Here is a 22,544-nt window from a genome sequence, read left to right as displayed (position 1 = left end):
TTGCTACTTGAAGTTCCGGAGACCGCTCAGAGGTTCAGCGTGTACAGCCGCTTGCGGGCGTCGGTGAACGAGAAGCGCGAGTCGACGACGTCGGCGTCTTCGAGTCGCGAGAGCGCGTAGCGAACGGTCCGCGGCGGGAGCAGCGTCTCCTCGGCGAGTTGGCTCTGGGTAAGCGTGTCGTTGTAATCGAGGACCTTGGCGACGAGTTTCGCACTCGGCGGCATCTCGCGGACCGGGTCCCAGCGGTCGGTCGACTCTTCTTCAGGGGCGAGTGCCTCGGTGGTGCTCATTCGTATCTCTCACTGGGGAATGTAGACTGATAATATTTACTGTATCAAAATATGCATCTTGTTAATTATCTCGTCCGAGGGACACAGCTCGTTCTGCCCCGATTCGACGCATCAGCTCCTCCGTTACCGGCGAATGAGCGAATACGGGGTCTTCCTGTGTATTCGGGTTCCGCTGGAAGTCTCCGGAGAGACAGCGCGGCGGATCCGACTATGGTACGGGTTCGCTCACCCGAAGTCTCTTATGAAGCCACATCCTACGGAGGGTGATGACTGACACTGTGGACGACGTCGAGCTCCCCTACGACGAGGAGGCGGCGTCGCAGCAGGAGAAGATCCAGGCGCTCAGAGAGCGCCTCGATATTCTCGAGTCCCAAAACGAGGAGATGCGGGACAAGCTGCTGGACGCGAACGCCGAGAACAACAAGTACCAGCAGAAGCTCGAGCGGCTCACGCACGAGAACAAGAAGCTCAAGCAGTCGCCGCTTTTCGTCGCCACCGTCCAAGAGATCACCGACGACGGCGTCGTGATCAAACAGCACGGCAACAACCAGGAGGCGCTCACCGAGGTGACAGACGAGATGCGCGACGACCTCGAACCCGACGCGCGCGTCGCCGTCAACAACTCGCTCTCGGTCGTCAAGCGTCTCGATAACGAGACCGACGTCCGCGCCCGGGTGATGCAGGTCGACCACAGCCCGGACGTCACCTACCAGGACATCGGTGGCCTCGAAGAGCAGATGCAGGAGGTGCGCGAGACCGTCGAGATGCCGCTGGAATCACCCGAGATGTTCGAGAAGGTCGGCATCCAGCCGCCCTCGGGCGTGCTACTGTACGGTCCGCCGGGCACCGGCAAGACGATGCTCGCGAAGGCCGTCGCCAACCAGACCGACGCGACGTTCATCAAGATGGCTGGCTCCGAACTCGTCCACAAATTCATCGGCGAGGGCGCAAAGCTCGTTCGCGACCTCTTCGAGGTGGCCCGCGAGAACGAGCCGGCGGTCCTCTTCATCGACGAGATCGACGCGATCGCCTCAAAGCGGACGGACTCGAAGACCTCCGGCGACGCCGAGGTCCAGCGGACGATGATGCAACTGCTCTCTGAGATGGACGGGTTCGACGAGCGCGGTGACATCCGCATCATCGCGGCGACGAACCGCTTCGATATGCTCGACGAGGCGATCCTCCGCCCCGGTCGCTTCGACCGCCTCATCGAAGTCCCCAAGCCCGGCCAGGAGGGTCGCGCGATCATCTTCCAGATCCACACGCGCGATATGAACGTCGCCGACGACGTCGACTTCGACCGGCTGGCCGAACTGACCGGCGAGGCCTCGGGTGCCGACATCAAAGCAATCTGCACGGAGGCCGGGATGTTCGCCATCCGCGACGACCGGACGGAGATCACGATGGCCGACTTCGTCGAAGCCTGGGAGAAGATCCAGGCCGACGCGAGCGCCGACGGCGACGCGAGCCGCGCGTTCGCCTGATTCGGCGGCCTCTCTCCGGACTTCTTTCTGCTGTTCAGAATCGACGGGCGGAGCCGCGCGTCGATGACGCCGATTACTGTCAGTTACTGTCGATCACTCGGTGTTTCCGTCGTCTTCCGCGCCCCGGAGCGTCGCAACCGCACGGCGCGTCGTCTCGGTGGCGTCGTAGCCGCGCTCGCCGTAGACAGTCGTCTCGGTGAGGAGCCCTGCCGCGCGGAACTCACCGAGGAGGCCGTGAAGATCCGACTCACAGAGGTCGTAGGAATCGAGTAGTTCGACCACCGAGAGCGGGCCGCAATCGGCGAGTTCGACGAGCAGTCCGAGCGAGCGGTCGTCGTGTGCGGCCGTGGCGACGCGTCGGACCGCCTCGGGGACGGCGCGAGCGGCGACCGAAAGTGGCGCGTCGTCCTCGACGGTCAACGCGTCGTTGGGGAGGTACCGTTCCTCGCCGGTCTCCGGATCGCGCACGCGACTCGATTCGGCCGAGCGCTTGATCAAGAGATACCGATCACCGGCGTCGTCGCGGACGGTCTGCATAGTCGTGACCTGGCCCGAGCGGCGCTTATCAGTTGCGCTGGCGGACACGATCACTGGTGTTCGTCCGGACCGGCGCCCGCGGTATCGGCGTCCGCGTTTGCCGTCCCGCCAGATTCTGCATCTGTCTCCCCGTCAGCATCTGTATTTGCCGCCCCGTCAGCATCTGCGTCGGCCGCGCCCTCGTCGCTGTCTGCGACGTGCTCTTGGTACGTCCGATAGAGGTCGTACGTCCGGTAGAGTGCGAAGAGGCCGACGACGACGGCCCCGCCGCCCCAGGTCCACTGACTGCGGAACGCGATGAGCAACAAGCCGAGGCTGACGCCTGCGAGCGCGACGTTGGCGTAGATGACCGTGGCCCAGAAGAACTTCGCGAGGTCGCCGTCGACGTCGATGCCGGCGGCATCTTCGTCCCCCGACGTCTCGACCGATGGGACGGAGACGAGGTCGTTCTCGGGGTCTCCCCACCGGTCTTCGGGGTTGGGCTCGTCCGGTTCTTCGAGCCACTCGTCGAAATCCGTCGGCACGGTCGAGTCGAGGGGCGGACGCCGCAAAAACAGTTCGTTCCGCCGAAAGAGAGCGGCGAGCGGGCTAACAGTTCTCGGCGAGCGTCACCGTCCGGGCCGCTTCGACCCACGCGAGCGGATTCTGCGGATCGTAAAACACGATCCCGCCGTCGACCTCGTAGGACTCGACGTCGTTGAGTCCGTTCGCTTCGCCCAGGCGCGCTGGCGCGGCTGGCGACCGATCCGTCCGCTCGGAGTCTGCAGGGTCGACCATCGTAGCCTGTGGTATGATGTAACACACTATATGTCTTGCGTCCGATCCAGAACCCATCGCGGAGAAACCGACGAGCCGCCGAGACGGTCGGCGGAAGGATGATCGGTCGAGGGGCGGTCGGCGAGGAGACGAGGCGTCGGCGAATGTGAGTGGCGGAATCCGGGTACACGCGACGGACACAATGCCGAAGCTTTTACTCGGGAATGCCGAAAGCGCCCCTATGGAACAGGCAGGGCTTACGGACGACTGGGGGGGCGGTGGCGACGACACCGCCGACGACGCCCGGCCGGACGCAGAGGCGGTGGCCGTCGCCGGCAACGGCACACAGCACGTCTCGGAAGTCGTCGACGCCGAGGACATCCGCTTTCCCGACGCCGACGGCACGGTCGAACTGATGGTGACGCAGGTCAACTACTCCGTCGAGGGCAGCGGCCGTCGGGAGTATCCCGTCCTGCACGTCTTCGGTCGGACGCCCGACGGCGAGACCGAACACGTCCGCGTGCTCGGGTTCGAGCCGTACTTCTACGCGCCGGCCGAGACGCTCGACGACGACAAACTCGACAGGGACGTCATCACGCGAACGGAGGAGGGCTACGAGAGTATCCGGGGTGAGGAACTGACGAAGATCTGCACCCGGACGCCGCGGGACGTCGGCCAGGTCCGCGACGAGTTCGAACACTACGAGGCGGACATCCTCTTCCCGAACCGCCTGCTCATCGACAAGGACGTCAAGAGCGGTATCCGGGTTCCCGAGCGACGTCTCGGCGACGATGGCGACGATAGTGACGGGAAGGCAGATGCGATCCAGATTCCGCACGACGAGATCGAATCCGTCGAGGTCGAAGCGCCGCTGCGCGTGAACACCTTCGACATCGAGGTCGACGACCGTTCGGGCTTTCCCGAGGACGGCGAAGAGCCGATCGTCTGTCTCACCAGCCACGACTCCGAACGCGACGAGTACGTCGCGTGGCTCTACGACGCTCCGGAGGCCGCCGCTGGCGTCGACTCTCCTGACGACCTCGACGCGTACGAACCGCTGCGCGAGGACACCGACATCGACGTTCGATCCTTCGAGCGCGAGGACGCGATGCTCGACGCGTTTATCACGTACATCGAGGAAACGGACCCGGACGTGCTGACCGGCTGGAACTTCGAGGACTTCGATATGCCGTACCTCCTCGATCGAATGGAGGTCATCGATCCGACCTCGGAATACGACCTCGACCCCGCGCGGTTCTCCCGCATCGGCGAGGTCTGGCGCAGCGGCTGGGGCGGCCCGAACGTGAAAGGCCGCGTCGTCTTCGACCTCCTGTACGCCTACAAGCGCACGCAGTTCACGGAACTCGAGTCCTACCGGCTCGACGCCGTGGGCGAGCTCGAACTCGACGTGGGGAAAGAGCGCTACGCGGGCGACATCGGCGACCTCTGGGAGCAAGAGCCCGAGCGGCTGCTGGAGTACAACGTTCGCGACGTCGAACTCTGCGTCGAGATCGACCGCAAACAGGACGTCATCGCCTTCTGGGACGAGGTGCGGACGTTCGTCGGTTGTAAGCTCGAAGACGCGACGACGCCGGGCGACACCGTCGACATCTACATTCTCCACGAGGCGCACGGCCGCTTCGCCCTGCCTTCGAAGGGTCAAGCCGACGCCGAGGACTACGAGGGCGGGGCCGTCTTCGATCCGATCACCGGCGTCAAAGAGAACGTCACCGTGCTCGACCTGAAGAGCCTCTATCCGATGTGTATGGTGACGATCAACGCGTCGCCGGAGACGAAGGTCGACCCCGAAAGCTACGACGGCGACACGTTCCAGGCTCCCAACGGGACGTACTTCCGGCGCGAACCGGACGGGATCATCCGCGAGATGATCGACGACCTCCTCGCAGAGCGCGAGGAGAAGAAGGCCCTGCGGAACGAGAACGACCCCGACACGCCGGCCTACGAGCAGTACGACCGCCAGCAGGCGGCTGTCAAGGTCATTATGAACTCGCTGTACGGCGTCCTGGGCTGGGATCGGTTCCGCCTCTACGACAAGGAGATGGGCGCTGCCGTCACTGCGACGGGTCGTGACGTGATCGAACACACGGCGGAGGCCGCGAACGAACTCGGCAAGGAAGTCATCTATGGCGACACCGACTCGGTGATGCTGGAACTCGGCGGCGGCGTCAGTAAGGAGGAAGCCATAGAGCAGTCCTTCGAGTTGGAGGAGTACATCAACGACTCCTACGACGAGTTCGCAGCGCGGGAACTCGACGCCGAGGAACACCGCTTCCAGATCGAGTTCGAGAAGCTCTATCGGCGGTTCTTCCAAGCAGGAAAGAAAAAGCGCTACGCGGGACACATCGTCTGGAAGGAAGGGAAGGACGTCGACGACATCGACATCACGGGCTTCGAGTACAAGCGCTCGGACATCGCGCCGATCACCAAAGAGGTGCAAAAGCGCGTCATCGAGATGATCGTCCACGGGGAGGAGACCGACGAGATCGCCGACTACCTCCACGAGATCATCAGCGACTTCGAGTCGGGCGAGATCCCCGTCGACGAGATCGGTATCCCCGGCGGGATCGGCAAGCGGCTGGACGCTTACGACACCGCGACCGCGCAGGTCCGCGGCGCGAAGTACGCGAACGAGTTCCTGGGGACGAACTTCGGGCGCGGCTCGAAACCGAAGCGGATCTACCTGGAGAAAGTCCATCCCTCGTGGTTCCGACGGATGGAAAACGAGGAAGGGTTCGATCCGCAGCGGGACGTCCTCTACGGTGAGTTCAAACGCGATCCCGACGTCATCTGTATCGAGTACGACGACCAACTCCCCGAAGAGTTCGAGGTCGACTGGGACGTGATGCTCGAAAAGACGCTGAAGGGACCGATCGCACGGATCATCGAAGCGCTCGGAATGTCGTGGGACGAGGTGAAATCCGGGCAGGAGCAGACCGGACTCGGCAGTTTCGTCTGACGCACGTCAGCAAACGCGACCGGCAGGAACCTCACGTACCCACATTCGGTTTCGCAAAACGCAAATATATTTTCCCCACAATAAACTGTGTACTGGGGAATGCGTAACCATTATGGGTGCCAGACCCCACTTTAGGGACACGAGGCAACGAAACAACGATGGCTACACTCGAAATCAAGAACCTCCACGCGAACGTGGCGGAGGAAGGCGGCGAACAGATTCTTCGTGGCGTTGACCTGGAGGTCAAATCCGGCGAGATCCACGCGATGATGGGTCCGAACGGGTCCGGGAAGTCGACGACGGCGAAGGTCATCGCCGGACATCCCGCCTACGAGGTCACCGACGGCGAGATCCTCCTCCATCTCGACGAGAACGACGTCGACGAGGACGTCCCCGAGGACAAACTGACGTGGGATCTTCTCGAGCTGGAGCCGAACGAGCGCGCGGCGCTCGGTATCTTCCTCGGCTTCCAGTACCCCGCAGAGATCGAGGGCGTCACGATGACGAACTTCCTTCGGACCGCACTGAACGCCAAACTCGAGGAACGCGAGGAACTCTTCGAGGACGAAGACGAAGCCGAAGAAGCAGCGGGCGAAGAAGAAGACGCCGGCTACGAGACCTCCCCGATGGAAGGTCCCGCCGACGAGGGCGAGGTCGGCGTCGCCGAGTTCCAGCAGCTCCTCAAAGAGAAGATGGAGCTGCTGGATATGGACGAGAAGTTTATGCAGCGCTATCTCAACGCCGGCTTCTCCGGCGGTGAGAAGAAACAGAACGAGGTGCTGCAGGCCGCGATCCTCGAACCGTCGATCGCCGTCCTCGACGAGATCGACTCCGGGCTGGACATCGACCGCCTGCAGGACGTCTCGGCGGGAATCAACGCCCTCCGCGACGAGCAGGGCACGGGCGTGCTCCAGATCACGCACTACCAGCGCATCCTCGAGTACGTCGAGCCCGACCACGTCCACATTATGCTGGACGGGAAGGTCGTCAAGAGCGGCGACGCGTCGCTTGCCGAAGAACTCGAAGACAAGGGGTACGACTGGGTTCGCGACGAGGTATACGGAACAGCCTGATACGGACAGAGATCTAATCAACCAAACACAATCATGAGCTCCGAACAAGATCACCTCAAAGAGACGGACACCGAGGCTCGATTCGACTTCAAGAAGGAGGAGTCCTCGGCGTTCCAGACCGAGAAGGGCCTGACCGAAGAGACGGTCCGCGTCATCTCCGAGGACAAAGACGAACCCGAGTGGATGCTGAACCGGCGCCTCCGCGCGCTGAAGCAGTTCCAGAAGATGCCGATGCCGACCGACTGGCCCGGCCAGCCGGACCTCTCGGAAGTCGACATCGCAGAGATCGTCCCGTACATCCGACCCGACGTCGACGTCCGCGCGGGCGTCGACGACTGGACGGAACTCCCAGACGAAATCAAAGACACCTTCGACAAACTCGGCATCCCCGAGGCCGAGAAGAACGCGCTCTCGGGCGTCGGCGCCCAGTACGAGTCCGAAGTCGTCTACCAGAATATGCAGGAGCGCTGGGAGGAGAAGGGCGTCATCTTCATGAATATGGACAAGGCGGTGCAGGAGCACCCCGACATCGTCCGCGAGTACTTCATGACGAAGTGCGTCCCCCCGAGCGACAACAAGTTCGCCGCGCTCCACGGCGCCGTCTGGTCCGGCGGCTCGTTCGTCTACGTCCCCGAGGACGTGACAGTCGAGATGCCCGTGCAGGCGTACTTCCGGATGAACTCCGAAGGGATGGGCCAGTTCGAGCACACGCTCATCGTCGCCGAGGACGGCGCGGAAGTCCACTACATCGAGGGCTGTTCGGCCCCGAAGTACTCGGCGTTCAATCTGCACTCCGGCGGCGTCGAAGTGTTCGTCGGCGAGGACGCTCACGTCCAGTACTCCACGGTGCAGAACTGGTCGAAGAACACCTACAACCTCAACACCAAGCGCGCGATCGTCGAAGCCGGCGGCCGAATGGAGTGGATCTCCGGCTCGATGGGCTCGAAGGCGACGATGCTGTACCCCTCGACCGTGCTGAAGGGTCCGGGCGCCTCCGACAACCACATCACCATCGCCTTCGCGGGCGAAGGCCAAAACATCGACACCGGCGCGAAGGTCTACCACAACGCGCCGAACACGAAGTCGACGATCGAGTCCAAGTCGATCTCGAAGGACGGCGGCCGGACGAACTACCGCGGTCTCGTCCACATCGCCGACGGTGCGTCCGATTCCTCGACCTCCGTCGAGTGTGACGCGCTGATGTTCGACAACGAGTCGACGTCGGACACGATGCCGTATATGGAGATCAACGAGTCGAAAGTCGACGTCGCCCACGAGGCGACGGTCGGCAAGATCGGCGACGAGGACGTCTTCTACCTCCAGTCGCGCGGTCTCGACGACGACGACGCAAAGCAGATGATCGTCTCGGGATTCATCGAGCCGATCACCGAAGAACTGCCGATCGAGTACGCGGTCGAACTCAACCGCCTCGTCGAACTCGAAATGGAGGGGAGCCTCGGGTAGTATGAGCGGCGCACAACTTCCCGCGAACCTCTCTGCGGAGACGGTCCGAGAGATCTCAGAGCAGCGCGAGGAACCCGAGTGGCTACTCGAAGCGCGACTCGACGCGCTCGACGCGCTCGAAACGCTCGATCTGCCGGACGTCATCCAGACGCCCGGCCGCCGCTGGACGAACCTCGAAGCGCTCGACTTCGAGTCGCTCGTCGACCCGCTCGAACAGGTCGACGAGACCGAGCGCACCGCCGACGAAGGCGTCGAGGTGCTCACGTTCACCGAAGCGCTCGACGCGCATCCCGACGTCGTCGAGTCCGCGTTCGGATCGACGATCGACCCGCAGGAGAACTACCTGACCGCGCTGTCGGCCGCGCTGTTCACGACCGGCACGGTCGTCTACGTCCCCGAGGGCGTCGATGCCGAGGACGTGACGATCCGCGCGGAGATGAACTCCCGATCGCTGTTCAGCCACACGCTCGTAATCACCGAGGAGTCCGCGTCGGTCACGATCCTCGAGAGCATCGAGTCGGGTGCAGACGTAGAGGGCTCGCGGTACTTCTCGAACCTCGTCGAGATCGACGCCGGCGAGAACTCCTACGTCCAGTACGGGTCGCTGCAGAATCTGAACGAAGACACCTACAGCTACTCGCTCAAGCGCGCGGACGTCGGCACGTACGCGACGGTCAACTGGATCGAGGGCAACCTCGGATCGCGGCTGACCCGCAGCGACGTCGAGAGCGAACTCAACGGCGACGCCGCCGAGACGAAGATCGTCGGCGCGTTCTTCGGCCACGACGACCAGCACTTCGACGTCAATGCCCGCGTCTGGCACCACGCCGAACACACGACGGCTGATCTCGTCACCCGAGGCGTCCTCGACGACGAGGCGCGCTCGGTGTACGAGGGCGTCCAAGACGTCGGCCGCGACGCGTGGGACACGAACTCCTACCAGCGCGAGAACACGCTGATGCTCTCCGACGAGAGCGAGGCCGACGCGTCGCCGAAGCTGATCATTCAGAATCACGACACCGAGGCGTCGCACTCGGCGACTGTCGGACAGGTCGACCAGGAAGACCTGTTCTATATGATTTCGCGAGCCATCCCGCCCCAGCGCGCGCGGAATATGCTCGTCGAGGGCTTCTTCGTCCCCGTCCTCGAAGAGATCGAAGTCGAGGAGTTCCGCGACGATCTCGAAGCGCTAATCGCCGCACGGCTCAAGTAACCGACGCTTTTAGTTACGGCTCTTTCTCCCGTTTCCGCGCGGTCTCATTCTCTCAGACACTGCCCCGAGCGCGTCGTACAGCGGGGCCCCGGAACCGGCCCGCTCCACGCGGCTGATCGCTCGTCGACGTTGCCGTCGGTGTCGCCGACGCCGAACTTTCCGGGCGGCACGGCCACGACGGCGACCGTTCGGACGCGGAAGTCGACGCGTTCGTTCCGTCCGAGTCGTTCGTCGACCCCATCGCCGTCGACGTCGAGCGACACGGTCGTCCCGTCGCGGACGTACGTCGTTGACCCGGCGGCTGCTTCGACGGCGAACCGACCGTAAGCACCGCGAGATTCCACGATCCAGAGGTTCGTCGTGGCGACCCACGGGTTGAGCGTCGGCAGGATCGGGAGTCCGGCGGGGATCTCGCCGAGCGTCCCGTTAGTTGCGCGCGCGATCCCCTGCTGAGTCGCGTTCTCGGCGGTTCGAGTCGCCATCTCTCGCGCGACGTCGCGCGTCGTCGAGACCGTCTCGTCGACCGCCGACTGGGGAACGCGGACCCGTTTCGACGTCGCTGCCCGACGCAGATCGACGCGGAGCGCCGTACGGACCCGATCTTCCGCTACCTCGCTCGAACCAGGGCCTGCCGTTTCAGCGACGGCCGCTGTCGCAACCGCGCGAGCGAGGGACCCGTCGGTGGCCGCGATCGCACGTTCGCCCGGACCGGCCCAGCGCGCGAACGCGCGGCCGACGACAGCAGTCCGCGCCGTCGGCGAGAGTGTCGTCTCGCGAGCGAGCGTTCGCTTCGTGCGCTGTCGAACGTGGCCCATCGAGCGGGCGACGTTCGACCGCAGTGCGTCGGTACGCGTTCGGAGCGTCGGATCAGCGTTCGTTTCGAGCGTCTGGTCGGCGGTGACGAGCGCCTGCCCCGCGGTGTGTAGCGAGACGCGTCCGGCGTTCCCGAAGAGCGTTCGTGTGACGAGATCCGCCGCTTCGCCGTACGGGACGGCGAACACGTTCAGATTTCGGACGGCGAGGCCGACGTACTGTTCGTCGTCGTCGATACCGTCGACGAGACCCCCTTCGACCGGCTCGGGCGCGAGATACGCCGGGTCGCCGTCAGGGACGAAGACGACCTCTCCGCGTGCGCCTGCGGCCGTCCCGACCTCCCGACGCGGCGATGGCGGCTCGGGCGTGAGGTCGGCGAGGTCGTTCGCGCGTGAGGCCGCGATTCCTTTCACGTCGAGCGCGCGACCGATGCCGGTGTTTTGCTTCCGGGTCCTGTCAGCGCGGGCGTCGAGCGCAGCGAGTACCTGGTCGAGATACGCCGCACGAGCGGCGACGCGCGTTCGGTCCGCGACGCCGTCGTAGGTGTCAGACGCGTCGAGGAGTGCGGCACGTCGGTCGCGGACGAGCGACGCGAGGCGCGCCGCACCGTTGGCTCGCCCCGTGGCCGCAGCACTGGCGTCGACCTCGACAGAGAGGTGCCGCACACGATCGCGGAGTCGCGCGACGTCCGCGTACACCCACTCGGTGAGATCCGCGGGCCGGTCGCCGACCATCGCGGTCGAGGCACTCGTCCGGCCACCAGTGACTGCACGGCGAGCGATCGCGTCGGGGCCGCCGAGGTCCGACACGAGTTCACGGCTGGCTGTGCGTCCCGCTCGGAGATTCGGTCCACCGAGCGCCCCGCCGGATTCGAAGAGCGGTCGGACGGGACGGGCGGGCGCTCTCCCACCAGCGAGCCGGCCGGTCGCGGTCACCCGGACACGGGAGACGTCCCGCCACGACGCGGACGTCGTTTGTGGTGTCGCATTCACTTTGACCCAGGTCCGATCCACTCGCCGGTGCTCTACGACGCGCCGGGTTGCCGTGTAGAGCCGCCGCGTTCCGATCCCCGTTGGAGACACAGACCGCGACTGCCCACGTCCGGTGATGGCGACGTCAGTCGAGACGTCGGAGTAGACGAGCGTCCAGTTAGGTCCCGGTGCGCGTGGGGCGGGTCGGCGGCCGTCTCGAACCGTCCACGCCTCGGTGTCGACGGACACTCTCGCCCGGTAGCCGTCCCGCAGGACGGCGTCGAGGGCGTCGGCTCCGCGCGTCCCGCGGAGCAGTGCCAGAAACGCCTCGTCAGCCGTGCCGTTTACGCCCACCGAAATCGACCGGGTCGCGGGCAACGCCCCAGATCTCCCGTCGGAATCCGCGCGCTCGGCGTCGTTCGGGTCTGGGAGCTGCCCGGTCACCGCGGACACGACGCGCGGATCCGTTCTCGGGCCGAGGAGGTCGGTCGCGCCGGTCTGCAGCGTCGCCGCGCGAACCCCAGCGGCAGCGTCCGGGTCAGCTCTACCGAACGCCGCCCGCTGGGCGTCGAGGAGACCGGCGTTCGTCGAGAGCGCGACGTGGCGGTTCGCCACGACGTTCGAGATCGGCAGCCCGCCGTACTGACCGAGGCCACGGGCCTGCGCCATCGCGGTGACGCCGATCGTCGTCCGGCGAGCGAGGCCCGGTGCGTCGAGTGGGTCTGCGTCCAGGCGTGCCTGGAACGTCTCGGTTCGGTCGTGCAGCGCCAGGACGGGGACGCCGACGGTGATCGTCCGGTCGCTTTGGCTAGTCTCGGCGACGCGTCCGTCCCGTTCGACCGTCAGCACGACGTCGTGGACCGTCACTCGCAGTTCCGTGCCGTCGTCGGCGCTCGCGAGTGAGACGTGACCGAGCGCCTCTGGCACGGTCTCGACCGACGTCCCGAGCGATGCCCGCGCGGCGCTCTGTCCTCGGCGGTGTTCGACGGCCGAAACGGCATCACGAGCGGCGAGGAACACGCGGAGTCGGAGGTAGCGACGGAACGTCCGCGGACCCGCGAGCGCGCGTCCGGCCTCGGTGTCGGCTGCGATGGTCACGGGGTCGCGAGCAGCCGCCCGCGCCGCATCCCGAACGGCGCCGCGGAGTGCCGCAGTCACCTCGGCGTCGACGCGATCGGCGACGACGTCAGCCGAGCGGTCGACCGGTTCGGGACCCGGCGTCGCGAGCGAGGCCGCGAACGTCGAACTGGCAACGAGGAGCAGCACGCCGACGAGGGCGAACGGGACCCGCGCGCGGTCGTCGTCTGCGAGCCGCATCAGCGAGCCTCCGCCGAGGGGTTCCAGGTACGAACGACGATCCGGACCGAAGACGCAGACACCGACTCCGCTGCCGCAGCCGGCGTGTCGTATCGGTTCCGTAAGTCTGCAGTCACCTGCGGCGCGAGCGCGTCAGCGACGCGGGCGTTTGCGGCGTCGGTGTCTTCGGTCGCGAGCGGGACAGACAGCGACGTATTCGTTTCCGCTTCGATGCGAGCGTACCGGTATCGAACCAACCCGGCGGCCGGGTCGTCACCGCGGAGCGTGACGTGCGCGGGACCGGGCGGGAGGAGTACCCGAACGGTTCGATCGGCGACCGCGCGGCCGAGCGCCTCGAAATCGGCTGATTCGGACGCAGCGATCGGTGCGACCCCAGTCGGGACGACGAGCGTCGCGGTGTGGACGCCAGCGGTGGGCGGCCGAGGACCGACGCCGACAGCACCGCCGACCGGCGCGTCGGGATACGGCCGCCACACCGCGTCGATCCGAGCGGTCGCGCCGGTACGGGCGCGGACGGCTTCCTGCACGGCCCGGCGGAAGTCCGCTCGGGTCCGCGTTAGTGGGACTGCCTCGGGATCTGAGTCCGCCGAGTCCAGGGTGACGCCCGCAGTTCCCGTCGCGGCGCGAGCGAGCAATCCGGCGAGGCTCCCGTGCGCAGTCCGGTCGAGTTCGGGCGAGTCGAGAGGCGTTTCGGCCGCATTCCCAGACCGTGGATCAGCGTCGTCGAGGGCACGAACGCCGGGGGCGAGCGAGTAGGGCACCTGTGCCGTCGTCGTCGCGAGCGCGTCGGCGACGGCGTCGGCCTGTCCGGGGTTCTGAGGTGGCGACTGCTCGACACTCACCAGACCGAAGACGGCCGCGGAGACGAGGAGCAGACAAACCACTGCGTCGAGAGCGGCGTTCATCGCCACACCCAAACCCGTAGCTGACCCCACTCGACATCGCCGTCCCCCATCGCAACGCTCACCGGCCGGGCGGCACTGTCGGCGTCGATACCGGCGTCCCGCGGCGGCTGACGGCCGTTCGTCCAGCGGGCGTCCGATGTCGTGAGCACGACCGCGACGCGGTAGCCCTCTGGTGCGACCCTGTCTGCCCGAACGAGACTCACGGGAGAGACGACGCCGCCACCGTGAATCTCGCCGTAGACGCGGTCGAGCGTCGGCTCTGCGAGTTCGTTCGTCGTCTCTGACGGCGTCACGGCACCGAGTGTGGTGGCGTACAGCGACAGGCCAGCACAGACCGCGAAGAGGGCGACCAGCGCCACGATCGGTGACGTCTGGCCCCGCTCGGCCGCCCTCGCCTCGTTACGCATCGACGAGCACCACGTCGACGTCGTCCCAGGTCGTCCGGCGAACGATCAGCGTTCGGTCCACAGCACGCCACGGCGCCTCCGTCGCGTCGGCTCTGGCGCTGACGACTGCCCGTCGGAACGACTCCGGCGAGCGGAACGCCCGGTCGGGCGGCGTCCCGTGCAGCACCTCCCGAAGCGGCGAGTCACCGGCGGGGACAGGAGTAACGGGGCCGAACGCCACCGTCGCGTGAGCCGTCCCCGCGTCCGAGCGGAGTCCGACGCGGCGCGTCCCGAGCCGGATCTCTTCGGCGTCGAGCGGGTGCTCGCCGGTCGCTGCGTACTCTGCGGCCGCGACGCGGTCGATCGTCGCCGCGACGGCACCTGCGTCCGGTGGCGGGGCAGTCGGGAGCCCGGCAGCGGCACCGACGAGCGCGACGCCCGTGAGCGACAGGCCGATCCACGCGTACCACGCGTCGAGTGTGAGGTCGAACATAGGGCGGCTGGTGCCGTCTCCGTATATAAAGGCTCGCCGCCGCGGAGCAGTGCTGGTCGGCGTCCCAAAATTGTGCTCCGGTCAGAACAGCATCGACGCCCCGAGAAACGCCGCGAGATACGCCACCGTCGCCGACAGCAGCGCCAGCCCGACACGGTACCCCACGAGCGTCCGATCGAGACCGCGGTCCAGTCCCGTCGCCACGACAGTGAGAATGGCCGCGAGCGCGAGGACGTACAGGCCGACCGCTGCGCCGAGCAGCGCAGGGTCGAGCGTCGTCGCTCCCGGCGTCGCCGACCCCACGAGCGTCGCACCGTCCGGTTGCGAAGCGGGTGCTGTCTGCCGGCTCGCGCCGACGCCGGATGCGGCCATCTGCGTCGCCATCGCCACGGTCGCGCCGCCGACGAGCGGCCCGAACAGCGCCGCGGTGTGTCCGAGTGTCCCCGTGATCGCTGCGAGTTCGCGGCGTGCGTCGGCCTCGACGCGCCGGAGTTCGGTCAGATGGTCGGCCAGCGTGACGAGCGTCGGACCGGCCGGTCGGCCCTCTCTGGCTGCGACGGCTAAGAGCGATGCCGTCGCGCGGGCCCGCGGGCTCGGAACGTGTTCGAGTGCGCCGTGTTCCCCGAGGAACGCTCGGTGGACGCCGACGCGCAGACGACGTTGGACGCCCGCCGCAGCGTCGAATACCTCGCTCGTCCGTCCCGTCGTCGCGTCGGCAGCCGACTCGATCGCCGTCTCGACCGATTCACCGGATCCGACCCGGCGTCCGATGACAGCAGTCGCGTCCGCGAGCCCCGATTCGACCGCGGTGACGTCGCGACGGACCGCCGCCATCGGGCGGTAGTACGCGGTGAGAGCGCCCCCGAGAGAGAGCCCCGCGGCGCCGACTGGTGTCGCCCACGACGCGACGAGCGAGCCAACAGCGGCCCCGAGGACGAGTCCTCCCGATGCCGCGGCGACCCCGCGCCACCGCCCGGACGGCACGTCCGGATGCGCAGTCGTCACGCACGGCGGGGCGAGCGCGATCGGACGCCGAAGCAGGAGCCAGGCTCCGGCAAACACTAGCCCTGCCGGGAGGACGACATCGTAGAGGCCGACGAACGCCACCGCTGGCACTGACACTCCGCCAGCACGGGCGGCCGGCAACACGCCGACGAGTGCGAGCGGCAGGAGCACGCCGAAGGCGTAGATTCCGCTGGCCGGACCGCGAATGTCGCCTGCGAATGTCGCCATCTCGGTTCGCGCCCCGTCGAGCACCGTCTCCAGTGCGCGGTCGAGCGCGTGGTCACGTTCCTCCGCGGGGGCGTCGGCGGCAGTCAAGAGCAGCGACGTCGACCGTTCGAGTGCAGGGAACCACGAGTGCCACTCCGCGGCGAAGCCGCCGAGTCCCGCAGCCGGGCCGGCGCGCGTCCGATCGATGTGTGCAGCGAGGCTCCGAGCGAGGGGCCCTTCACCGGTCTGGGCCGCGAACGTGGCGGCGCGTTCGGGCGCTGCTTCGAGCCGAAGCCGAAGGGCTGCGCGGGCGACGAGTCCGGGTGCGTCGCCGAGAGCCCGCGACCGACGGAGTGTCGCGGCCGCCACGGGAAGCCGGTGGACGAGGTGAGTAATGCCGAGACCGAGGCCCGCGGCCGCCGAGGCCGCGGCCACGAACGGGAGTGACGGGACGGCGAGTACGACCCCACACAACACGAGAATCGCAGCAAAAGGGGCAAGCACGTACCCGGCTCGGACGACCGTCTGGGCTCGAAGGTCGCTCTCGAGGAACGCCAGCGACCGGTGAAGCTCTGCTGTCGGCTCGACGTCGCTTGGATACCAACGCGCGAGTCGGCGTGCCGCACGAACGACGCGGTCGTCAGTCGCCGACATCAGCGGCCTCCGCACTGGGACAGGCGTAGATCGTCGGGGGCTGTCAACCCCGCGGTGGCGAGTCGTCCGAAGCGACTCGCGCGCCGGTCGAGCAGCGAGAGCAGGTCGCCGTAGGACTCGTCCCCGTGGCAGAGCCGCTCGAACAACGCGCTGTCCCCTCTATCGAGCGGGCCAGTTCGGCGGAGCGTCCCCGATTGTCGCTCGAAGAGCGAGACGAACGTGGCGTCTCCGTCGACAGCGCGGACTTCCTCGATGGCGTCGACGTAGCGCGCGTCGCCGTCGTGAGCGCAGGTGACGACGAGGTCCGTCGCACCGAACGAGGACGGTGGGACGCCGAGATCGGAGACCACGCGCTCGCGGACGGCAGCCGCGGAGTCGCCGTGGATCGTTCCGAGCACTGCGTGCCCGTGCGCGCCGACTCGCATCGCCTCGTAGAGCGCACCGGCTTCCTCACCGCGGACTTCGCCGACCGCCAGCGCCCCGTCGCCGAGCCGAAGCGCCGCGCGAAGCGCGTGCGTCGGAGAGAACGAACTTCCCATCCCGGCGCCTTCGCCCGACCCACCTGCGTGGCCGTCGGTGTGGAGCGCCTGCACGTCCCGGCCGTGCGCACGGAGCACTTCGACCGGGAGTTCCGGCGTGTCTTCGATGCTCACGAGCCGTGTCGTGTGCGGAAGTTCCCAGAGAAGCGCCCCGAGCAGCGTCGTCTTGCCGGCACCGCGCGTCCCGGCGACGATCGTCGCCGCCCCGCGCTCGATCGCGAGCGAGAGAAACGCCGCGGCCGCCGGTGAGAGAGACTGGACGGCGACGAGACGCGCCAACGTCCAGGCTTCGTCGTCCCGCGCGCGAAAGGCGAATCCGACGCCGTCGCTCGCGGGCGCCGTCACGCCAGCCACCCGGATTCGCCGACCCGTCTCCGCGACGACAGACGCGTCGAGCGTCGGCGAGCTACGGGAGAACGCGCGGCCACTCTCGCGACGGAAGCGTGAGGCGAGTGACGCCGCGCCGCCGGGCGTCAGCCGGAGGTTCGTGGGGACGCGCTCGCCGTCGAGGACGACTCTGACGGGCGAGTCAGTCACCGGGGCCGAGACGACGACGTCCGAGACTCGCTCGTCGGCGAAGAGGTGCTCGAATACGCCGAGTCCGCGGGTGTACCGGTCAAGCGCCGTCGAGAGCGTTTCGACCGGGTCGGCAGGGTTGGCGACGCGTCGAACAGCTCGGCCCGCGGCACGTGGCCCGCCGCTAACGGACCCGTTCGCGAGCACGCCGTAGGCGGCCGCGAGGGTCGACGTGGCGGCGGCGGCGAGTCCGTGTGCGACCGGATCGAGGTGGTATTGTGCTCGGTCGGCAGTGTCGTACACCCGGACATCCGCACCGGTCGGCAGTTCGTACGTCTCTCGGGGAGAGGCGTCAGACGGCGGCTGGCGAGCTACACGCGCACGAGCGATCGTCGGCCCGACGAACGCGCGGAGGACGCCAGCGTAGTCGTCCCCGTCACCGACAGAGTCGGAGTCGTCCGCACCAAGGCGAGCATCCGCGCGCGCAGCCCCCTCTGCGAGCCCTGATTCGGCGGCGATTCGTGCGACGGCACCCGCGCGTCCGGTCGCCCGCCGAGCGGCCGCGAGCGGGTCTCGACGGGCCCGATCGGCCAGCGACTCGTCGTGGAAGCGAACGCGCTCGACGAACCGGCCTGCGGCGAGGAGCAGCCCCACGGATTCGTCGGTGTACGTCCGTTCGCGTCCATCGGATCGCGTCCTGACGGCGTCTACGTCGTGGTCGGTAAGTGCCGCGACGACGGTTGCGCGACACCCCGGACGTGATTCGAGAATCCCCTTGCCGGGGCACGCGGAGGCGTCGACGACGAGTTCCCGGCGACCGGCGACACCCGTGCCAGTCGGTCGTTCGATAGACGGCTGGCACCGACAGCCCTCGCCCGTCTCGCCCGGATCGACCCCACTGGCCACCGGTCCCGACGCCTCGTTAACGGGGTTCGGTTGGTCTGGGTCCGAACTGAGTCCGAGAGCAGCGACATCGGGAAGCGACGACGTGAGGCGACTGAGAGACGACTCGTCGCCGAGGACGGAACCGAGGTTGAGCGACATACGGCGGGTGGCCGCGTCACGGTATATAAAGGATCGGCCGGCAGCTCAGGTCGCCGCCACAGATGCTCCGGGCGGACGCCGCGTGACGACGAGCGTGGGGCGCTCGACCGCGCCCACGAGCGCGAGCGAGACGCTTCGGCGACCGGGTTCGCGCAGGACGACGGGGCCGGCGGGCGTTCGGACGGGAACCGGCAGCGAGAGTCCCCGGAGTCGCGTCGGCGACTCCGCCAGGGCGAACGTGACCGCCGAGCGATTTCCCGGGCCCCCCGGCCGACCGCCGATCGCGACGAACGCCGGCTGGGCTGCTGTCAGCGACGCGCGCGGGAGTCGGACCGTGATGCGTCGCGTCGCGGCTCGCTCGCGCGTCGGCGTCGCGTCTTCCGTCGTTGCGAGGCTACGCCCGGCGCGGTCGATCCGGTCGACGGCACGTTCGATGGTCGCGTCGGTCCGCGTCGCTCGGGCGTCGTCGACCGCGGGAACGACGGCCGCGAACGTCGCGACCGTGAGTGCCGCCGCGACGACGAGGCGAATCACCGGAAGGCGTCGCGGAGTCGCGACGCGAGAGACGGATCCGCGTCCGATGCCGTCTCCGTCGATGCGCCCTCTGAACGGCTGACCGCGTCGCGGACTGTCTGCCCGTCGCGCGCGCGATCGCCGCCGCGAGTGAACTGTCGGGACTGCGGCGTGGACGGTCTCGCGTCTGCGTCGTCGACCGCGTCGTTCGGGGTTCGCGTCTCGGCTGTGGTCGATTTCCCCACCACGTGGCGTGTCTCGTCGCGTTTCGATTCCGCGGGCGTATCTCCGTCGCCTGTCTCCCCTGACTCCGCGAACCGCTCGCGGACGAGCGCTCCGTCCTCCCGCTCGACCTGCCGTTCGAGTGCTTCGACTTTCGCGAGTGCGATGGACGCCCGGCGCTCGACCGCCTCGTCGATGGCTTCGACGCCGTCGAGCAGCCCTCGGACTGCGTCGAGGTCGGCCTCCAGCGCGGTCAACCGCTCGTCGAGACTCGCCACGCGCTCCTCGACGTCGTCCGTGTCGTCGCGGGACGCGGAATCGGCGTGCGTCGTCGCCGAACCCCGGTCGAAGTCGCTGTCCGTCGCTGGGGGTAGCAGTTTCTCGTCGTCGGTCGCGGCCGATTCGGAAGCGGCGATGGCGTCGTCGACGGACCCGAGACGAGCAGTGAGCGCGTCGTGGCCAGTCTGTTCACTCGACATACCGCCCGTGGCCGCGTCATCGTTCATAAACGGTCGGCCGCAGACAGTTTGACGCGCACGCGACCCAGGAACCCGGGGCGAACGTTGAAGGGCCACCTCAGAGATACACGAGATATGAAGTCCGTCCTGATCGGCGTCGGCCAGGCCGGCGGGAAACTCACCCGCGAACTGGTCGCATACGACGAACGGATGGGATTCGGCTCCATCCGTAGCGCAGTCGCGGTCAACACCGCCAAGACAGATCTGCAGGGTCTCCCCTTCGAGACAGTTTTGATCGGCCAGGACCGCGTCAAGGGCCACGGGGTCGGCGGCGACAACGAACTCGGGGCCGAAGTGATGCAATCGGACAACCGCGAGGTGCTCTCGGCGCTCGACGGCCGCATCACGGCCGGCGTCGAGTCGATCTTCGTCGTGGCCGGGCTCGGCGGCGGCACCGGCAGCGGCGGCGCGCCCGTCCTCACGAAGGAGCTCAAGCGTATCTACGACGTTCCCGTCTACGGACTCGGGATCCTCCCCGGCCGCGACGAGGGCTCGATGTACCAGGTGAACGCCGGCCGATCGCTGAAGACGCTCGCCCGCGAGGCCGACGCCCTCCTCCTCGTGGACAACGACGCGTTCCGGTCGGCCGGTGAGAGCATCACCGAAGGCTTCGACGCGATCAACGAGGAGATCGCACAGCGAGTCGGCCTCCTCCTCGCATCGGGCGAGGCCGTCGAGGGCGTCGCCGAGAGCGTCGTCGACTCCTCGGAGATCATCAACACGCTCCGCAGCGGCGGCATCGCCGCCCTCGGCTACGCCTCCGCCGAGGCAGCCCCCGACGCCGAGGAGAACATCAACGCCGTGATGAGCACCACCCGGCGCGCCCTCCTCACCGGATCGAGTCTGCCTGACGCGACGGACGCCGACGCCGCGCTCCTGATCGTCGCGGGCGAGCAGGACGCCATTCCGCGGAAGGGCGTCGAGCGGGCCCGGCGGTGGGTCGAAGAGGAGACCGGCAGTCTCCAGGTCCGCGGCGGCGACTTCCCGCTGTCGAGCGGTCGTCTCGCGACCTTGGTCCTCCTCGGCGGCGTCGAACGCTCCGAACGGCTGGAAGCGTTTATGCAGCGCGCCAAAGACGCCCGAGAGGAGGACGACGAGGCCGCCGCAGCGGAGGCCGAGGACGCCGCGGACATGTGGGCGAACGACGACCTCGACGATCTGCTGTAGGCGACACAGCGCCGTTTCCGGTGACGCGGACCGGGGCGCTGTTGAAGCGCTGTGCGGCCGGTGTCGAAAGAGGTGAGAAGCCGCTCGCTACTGCTGGAGTAGGCTCGCGCCGTCGAACTCGGTGCGGGCGTACTCGACTTCCAGCAGGTCGAGGATCGTCGGCGCGATGTCGTAGAGGTCGGCGTCCTCGATCTCGACGTCGGAGTCGTCGACGAACAGCGACGCGTTGTCGAAGCTGTGCATCCCGTTCCGCGGGCCGGTACCGAACACGTCTTCGTGGCCCTTGAAGCCAGATTTGAGGTCGAAGCCGTGGTTCGGAACGACGACGAGGTCCGGCGCGATGTCGTCGTGGTCGCCGCGGAAGGCGTCCTCCTTCTCGACGACCCGCGCTGCGACCTTGCGACCGTTCGGACCTTCGAGCGCTTCCAGTTCGGCTTTGAGTTCCGCGCGGACCGCCTCGTACTCGTCCTGCGGGACGCTGCCGCGCGGTTCGCGGTCTTCGAGGTTGATGTAGAACCGCCCGGGGATGAGCGAGTACGCGCGCGTGTCGTCGGCGATGTCGCCGAGTTCCTCGTGGTCGTCGTCCGCATACGAGAGCCAGCCCTCCTCTTCGAGCCACGCGTTGCAGTGGACCTCGTAATCGAGGGACGTGAAGCCGTGGTCGGAGGCGACGACGAGCGTGACGTCGTCCGGCAGCGATTCGCGGATCTTGCCGACGTACTCGTCGACCTTCTCGTAGAACTCCAGGAACGCCGCTTCGTTCTCGCCGTCGTGTTCGTAGTCCTTGAAGAGGAAGTGATTCACTCGATCGGTCGTCATAAAGACCCCGAAGAAGAGGTCCCAGTCGTCGCGATCGAGGACGTTCGTGAACGCCTCGTACCGGCGATCGAGGGTCTTGTGCGCGTTCTCGACGAACTCTGTCTTGTCCTCGTTGTGGCCGAGTTTGGCGTTGACGTCGATCCGATAGCCCATCTCGTCGAGTTCGTCGCGGAACTCGTCGGGGTGGGCGGCCTTGTCGACACCCGGCGAGAGAAAGCCCGAGACCATCCGCTGGACGTTCCGCTGCGGCGGGAACGTCACCGGGACGTTCATCACGCTCGCCTGGCGGCCGGCGTCGGTGACGCGGTCCCACAGGCGCGTCGCCTGTACGTCGCGGCCCATCGGGACGTAGGTGTCGTAGGAGCCGTTTTCGCGGTCCTGGAAGCCGTAGACGCCGGTCTCACCCGGATTGACGCCGGTCGTGAGCGACGGCCAGCAGGCCGAGGACTCCGGCGGGACGATGCTCTCGATGGGGCCGGCGCTCCCCTCCTCGGCGAGCGCGGCGAAGTGCGGAAACCGATCTGGGTTGTCGGCGAGGAGGCTGAAAGGAACGCCGTCGATACCGATGAAGGCGACGCGCGGGTGATCCGTCCCGCGCAGTCGGTCGAACAATCCCATATCCTCAGTATTTCCTGGTGAGTCATAAGAAGTTTCGTCTCCA

General features: G+C 67.2%; 19 protein-coding genes. 6 read left to right on the top strand and 13 right to left on the bottom strand.

Translation table 11 applies throughout. The annotated features are described in order from the left end of the window. Nucleotides 1-26: 26 nt before the first annotated feature. Nucleotides 27-290 (bottom strand): helix-turn-helix domain-containing protein, encoded by a 264-nt coding sequence (locus D3D02_RS00605; protein ID WP_121568053.1) that lies wholly within the window; start codon nucleotides 288-290, stop codon nucleotides 27-29. 266 nt (nucleotides 291-556) lie between these two features. On the opposite strand from D3D02_RS00605, the gene D3D02_RS00600 reads away from it, so the two are divergent. After that, the gene (locus tag D3D02_RS00600) at nucleotides 557-1,774 is read left to right on the top strand and encodes a proteasome-activating nucleotidase (RefSeq protein WP_121568052.1); all 1,218 of its coding nucleotides are present in this window, start codon (nucleotides 557-559) and stop codon (nucleotides 1,772-1,774) included. 93 nt (nucleotides 1,775-1,867) lie between these two features. On the opposite strand, the gene D3D02_RS00595 is transcribed toward D3D02_RS00600, so the two are convergent. The 3 genes from D3D02_RS00595 to D3D02_RS00585 all read right to left on the bottom strand — a co-directional run bounded on the left by D3D02_RS00595 (nucleotide 1,868) and on the right by D3D02_RS00585 (nucleotide 3,088). Next, entirely contained in the window at nucleotides 1,868-2,311 is a 444-nt protein-coding gene (locus D3D02_RS00595) for a hypothetical protein (RefSeq protein ID WP_121568051.1), read from the bottom strand. 50 nt (nucleotides 2,312-2,361) lie between these two features. After that, entirely contained in the window at nucleotides 2,362-2,835 is a 474-nt protein-coding gene (locus D3D02_RS00590; protein WP_199522957.1) for a hypothetical protein, read from the bottom strand. Nucleotides 2,836-2,899: 64 nt separating this feature from the next. Then, a complete protein-coding gene (locus D3D02_RS00585) occupies nucleotides 2,900-3,088 on the bottom strand; it encodes a hypothetical protein (RefSeq protein ID WP_121568050.1) in 189 nt (62 codons plus the stop codon). 220 nt (nucleotides 3,089-3,308) lie between these two features. Between D3D02_RS00585 and D3D02_RS00580 the strand changes: the two genes are divergently transcribed. The 4 genes from D3D02_RS00580 (at nucleotide 3,309) to sufD (ending at nucleotide 9,794) form a co-directional block, all read left to right on the top strand. After that, nucleotides 3,309-6,044 (top strand): DNA-directed DNA polymerase, encoded by a 2,736-nt coding sequence (locus tag D3D02_RS00580; RefSeq protein WP_121568049.1) that lies wholly within the window; start codon nucleotides 3,309-3,311, stop codon nucleotides 6,042-6,044. 158 nt (nucleotides 6,045-6,202) lie between these two features. Beyond that, complete coding sequence (locus D3D02_RS00575; protein ID WP_121568048.1) at nucleotides 6,203-7,117, top strand: ABC transporter ATP-binding protein; 915 nt, start codon at nucleotides 6,203-6,205, stop codon at nucleotides 7,115-7,117. Between the two features lie 33 nt (nucleotides 7,118-7,150). Continuing rightward, complete coding sequence (gene sufB / locus D3D02_RS00570; protein ID WP_121568047.1) at nucleotides 7,151-8,581, top strand: Fe-S cluster assembly protein SufB; 1,431 nt, start codon at nucleotides 7,151-7,153, stop codon at nucleotides 8,579-8,581. Nucleotide 8,582: 1 nt separating this feature from the next. Continuing rightward, nucleotides 8,583-9,794 (top strand): Fe-S cluster assembly protein SufD, encoded by a 1,212-nt coding sequence (sufD, locus tag D3D02_RS00565; protein ID WP_121568046.1) that lies wholly within the window; start codon nucleotides 8,583-8,585, stop codon nucleotides 9,792-9,794. A 44-nt stretch (nucleotides 9,795-9,838) separates the two neighbouring features. On the opposite strand, the gene D3D02_RS00560 is transcribed toward sufD, so the two are convergent. From D3D02_RS00560 to D3D02_RS00525, 8 genes are all read right to left on the bottom strand, one after another. Then, complete coding sequence (locus tag D3D02_RS00560) at nucleotides 9,839-12,895, bottom strand: hypothetical protein (RefSeq protein ID WP_121568045.1); 3,057 nt, start codon at nucleotides 12,893-12,895, stop codon at nucleotides 9,839-9,841. Beyond that, nucleotides 12,895-13,800, bottom strand: coding sequence for a hypothetical protein (locus D3D02_RS00555; RefSeq protein ID WP_233560551.1), 906 nt, complete (start codon nucleotides 13,798-13,800; stop codon nucleotides 12,895-12,897). The genes D3D02_RS00560 and D3D02_RS00555 overlap by 1 nt, the downstream gene beginning before the upstream one ends. Continuing rightward, entirely contained in the window at nucleotides 13,797-14,207 is a 411-nt protein-coding gene (locus D3D02_RS00550; RefSeq protein ID WP_121568043.1) for a hypothetical protein, read from the bottom strand. The genes D3D02_RS00555 and D3D02_RS00550 overlap by 4 nt, the downstream gene beginning before the upstream one ends. Next, nucleotides 14,200-14,679 carry a hypothetical protein gene (locus D3D02_RS00545; RefSeq protein ID WP_121568042.1) on the bottom strand — a complete coding sequence of 160 codons (480 nt, stop codon included), beginning with the start codon at nucleotides 14,677-14,679 and terminating at the stop codon, nucleotides 14,200-14,202. Before D3D02_RS00545 ends, D3D02_RS00550 begins: the two co-directional genes overlap by 8 nt. Nucleotides 14,680-14,760: 81 nt before the next feature. Continuing rightward, nucleotides 14,761-16,545: a type II secretion system protein gene (locus D3D02_RS00540; RefSeq protein ID WP_121568041.1), complete on the bottom strand. Its 1,785-nt coding sequence runs from the start codon at nucleotides 16,543-16,545 to the stop codon at nucleotides 14,761-14,763. Beyond that, on the bottom strand, nucleotides 16,545-18,644 hold the full coding sequence (locus tag D3D02_RS00535) for an ATPase, T2SS/T4P/T4SS family (RefSeq protein ID WP_121568040.1): 2,100 nt from the start codon (nucleotides 18,642-18,644) through the stop codon (nucleotides 16,545-16,547). The genes D3D02_RS00540 and D3D02_RS00535 overlap by 1 nt, the downstream gene beginning before the upstream one ends. Nucleotides 18,645-18,689: 45 nt before the next feature. Then, nucleotides 18,690-19,178, bottom strand: coding sequence for a hypothetical protein (locus D3D02_RS00530; RefSeq protein WP_199722981.1), 489 nt, complete (start codon nucleotides 19,176-19,178; stop codon nucleotides 18,690-18,692). Next, nucleotides 19,175-19,858, bottom strand: coding sequence for a hypothetical protein (locus tag D3D02_RS00525; protein WP_147435561.1), 684 nt, complete (start codon nucleotides 19,856-19,858; stop codon nucleotides 19,175-19,177). Before D3D02_RS00525 ends, D3D02_RS00530 begins: the two co-directional genes overlap by 4 nt. A 114-nt stretch (nucleotides 19,859-19,972) precedes the next feature. On the opposite strand from D3D02_RS00525, the gene D3D02_RS00520 reads away from it, so the two are divergent. Next, on the top strand, nucleotides 19,973-21,064 hold the full coding sequence (locus D3D02_RS00520; protein WP_121568038.1) for a tubulin/FtsZ family protein: 1,092 nt from the start codon (nucleotides 19,973-19,975) through the stop codon (nucleotides 21,062-21,064). An 87-nt stretch (nucleotides 21,065-21,151) separates the two neighbouring features. On the opposite strand, the gene D3D02_RS00515 is transcribed toward D3D02_RS00520, so the two are convergent. Further along, nucleotides 21,152-22,501, bottom strand: coding sequence for an alkaline phosphatase family protein (locus D3D02_RS00515; RefSeq protein WP_121568037.1), 1,350 nt, complete (start codon nucleotides 22,499-22,501; stop codon nucleotides 21,152-21,154). Nucleotides 22,502-22,544: the final 43 nt, after the last annotated feature.

Origin of the sequence: Halobellus sp. Atlit-38R, from assembly GCF_003665925.1 — an archaeon.
GTDB lineage: Archaea > Halobacteriota > Halobacteria > Halobacteriales > Haloferacaceae > Haloquadratum > Haloquadratum inordinatus.
This window is presented reverse-complemented; position numbering and strand designations above follow the sequence as displayed.

Coding starts and splice junctions, on each gene's coding strand:
- sufB (WP_121568047.1), top strand. CDS start 7,151: ATGAGCTCCGAACAAGATCACCTCAAAGAGACGGACACCGAGGCTCGA.
- D3D02_RS00585 (WP_121568050.1), bottom strand. CDS start 3,088: ATGGTCGACCCTGCAGACTCCGAGCGGACGGATCGGTCGCCAGCCGCG.
- D3D02_RS00550 (WP_121568043.1), bottom strand. CDS start 14,207: ATGCGTAACGAGGCGAGGGCGGCCGAGCGGGGCCAGACGTCACCGATC.
- sufD (WP_121568046.1), top strand. CDS start 8,583: ATGAGCGGCGCACAACTTCCCGCGAACCTCTCTGCGGAGACGGTCCGA.
- D3D02_RS00605 (WP_121568053.1), bottom strand. CDS start 290: ATGAGCACCACCGAGGCACTCGCCCCTGAAGAAGAGTCGACCGACCGC.
- D3D02_RS00575 (WP_121568048.1), top strand. CDS start 6,203: ATGGCTACACTCGAAATCAAGAACCTCCACGCGAACGTGGCGGAGGAA.
- D3D02_RS00560 (WP_121568045.1), bottom strand. CDS start 12,895: ATGCGGCTCGCAGACGACGACCGCGCGCGGGTCCCGTTCGCCCTCGTC.
- D3D02_RS00600 (WP_121568052.1), top strand. CDS start 557: ATGACTGACACTGTGGACGACGTCGAGCTCCCCTACGACGAGGAGGCG.
- D3D02_RS00580 (WP_121568049.1), top strand. CDS start 3,309: ATGGAACAGGCAGGGCTTACGGACGACTGGGGGGGCGGTGGCGACGAC.
- D3D02_RS00525 (WP_147435561.1), bottom strand. CDS start 19,858: ATGTCGAGTGAACAGACTGGCCACGACGCGCTCACTGCTCGTCTCGGG.
- D3D02_RS00540 (WP_121568041.1), bottom strand. CDS start 16,545: ATGTCGGCGACTGACGACCGCGTCGTTCGTGCGGCACGCCGACTCGCG.
- D3D02_RS00515 (WP_121568037.1), bottom strand. CDS start 22,501: ATGGGATTGTTCGACCGACTGCGCGGGACGGATCACCCGCGCGTCGCC.
- D3D02_RS00555 (WP_233560551.1), bottom strand. CDS start 13,800: ATGAACGCCGCTCTCGACGCAGTGGTTTGTCTGCTCCTCGTCTCCGCG.
- D3D02_RS00535 (WP_121568040.1), bottom strand. CDS start 18,644: ATGTCGCTCAACCTCGGTTCCGTCCTCGGCGACGAGTCGTCTCTCAGT.
- D3D02_RS00520 (WP_121568038.1), top strand. CDS start 19,973: ATGAAGTCCGTCCTGATCGGCGTCGGCCAGGCCGGCGGGAAACTCACC.
- D3D02_RS00545 (WP_121568042.1), bottom strand. CDS start 14,679: ATGTTCGACCTCACACTCGACGCGTGGTACGCGTGGATCGGCCTGTCG.
- D3D02_RS00595 (WP_121568051.1), bottom strand. CDS start 2,311: ATGCAGACCGTCCGCGACGACGCCGGTGATCGGTATCTCTTGATCAAG.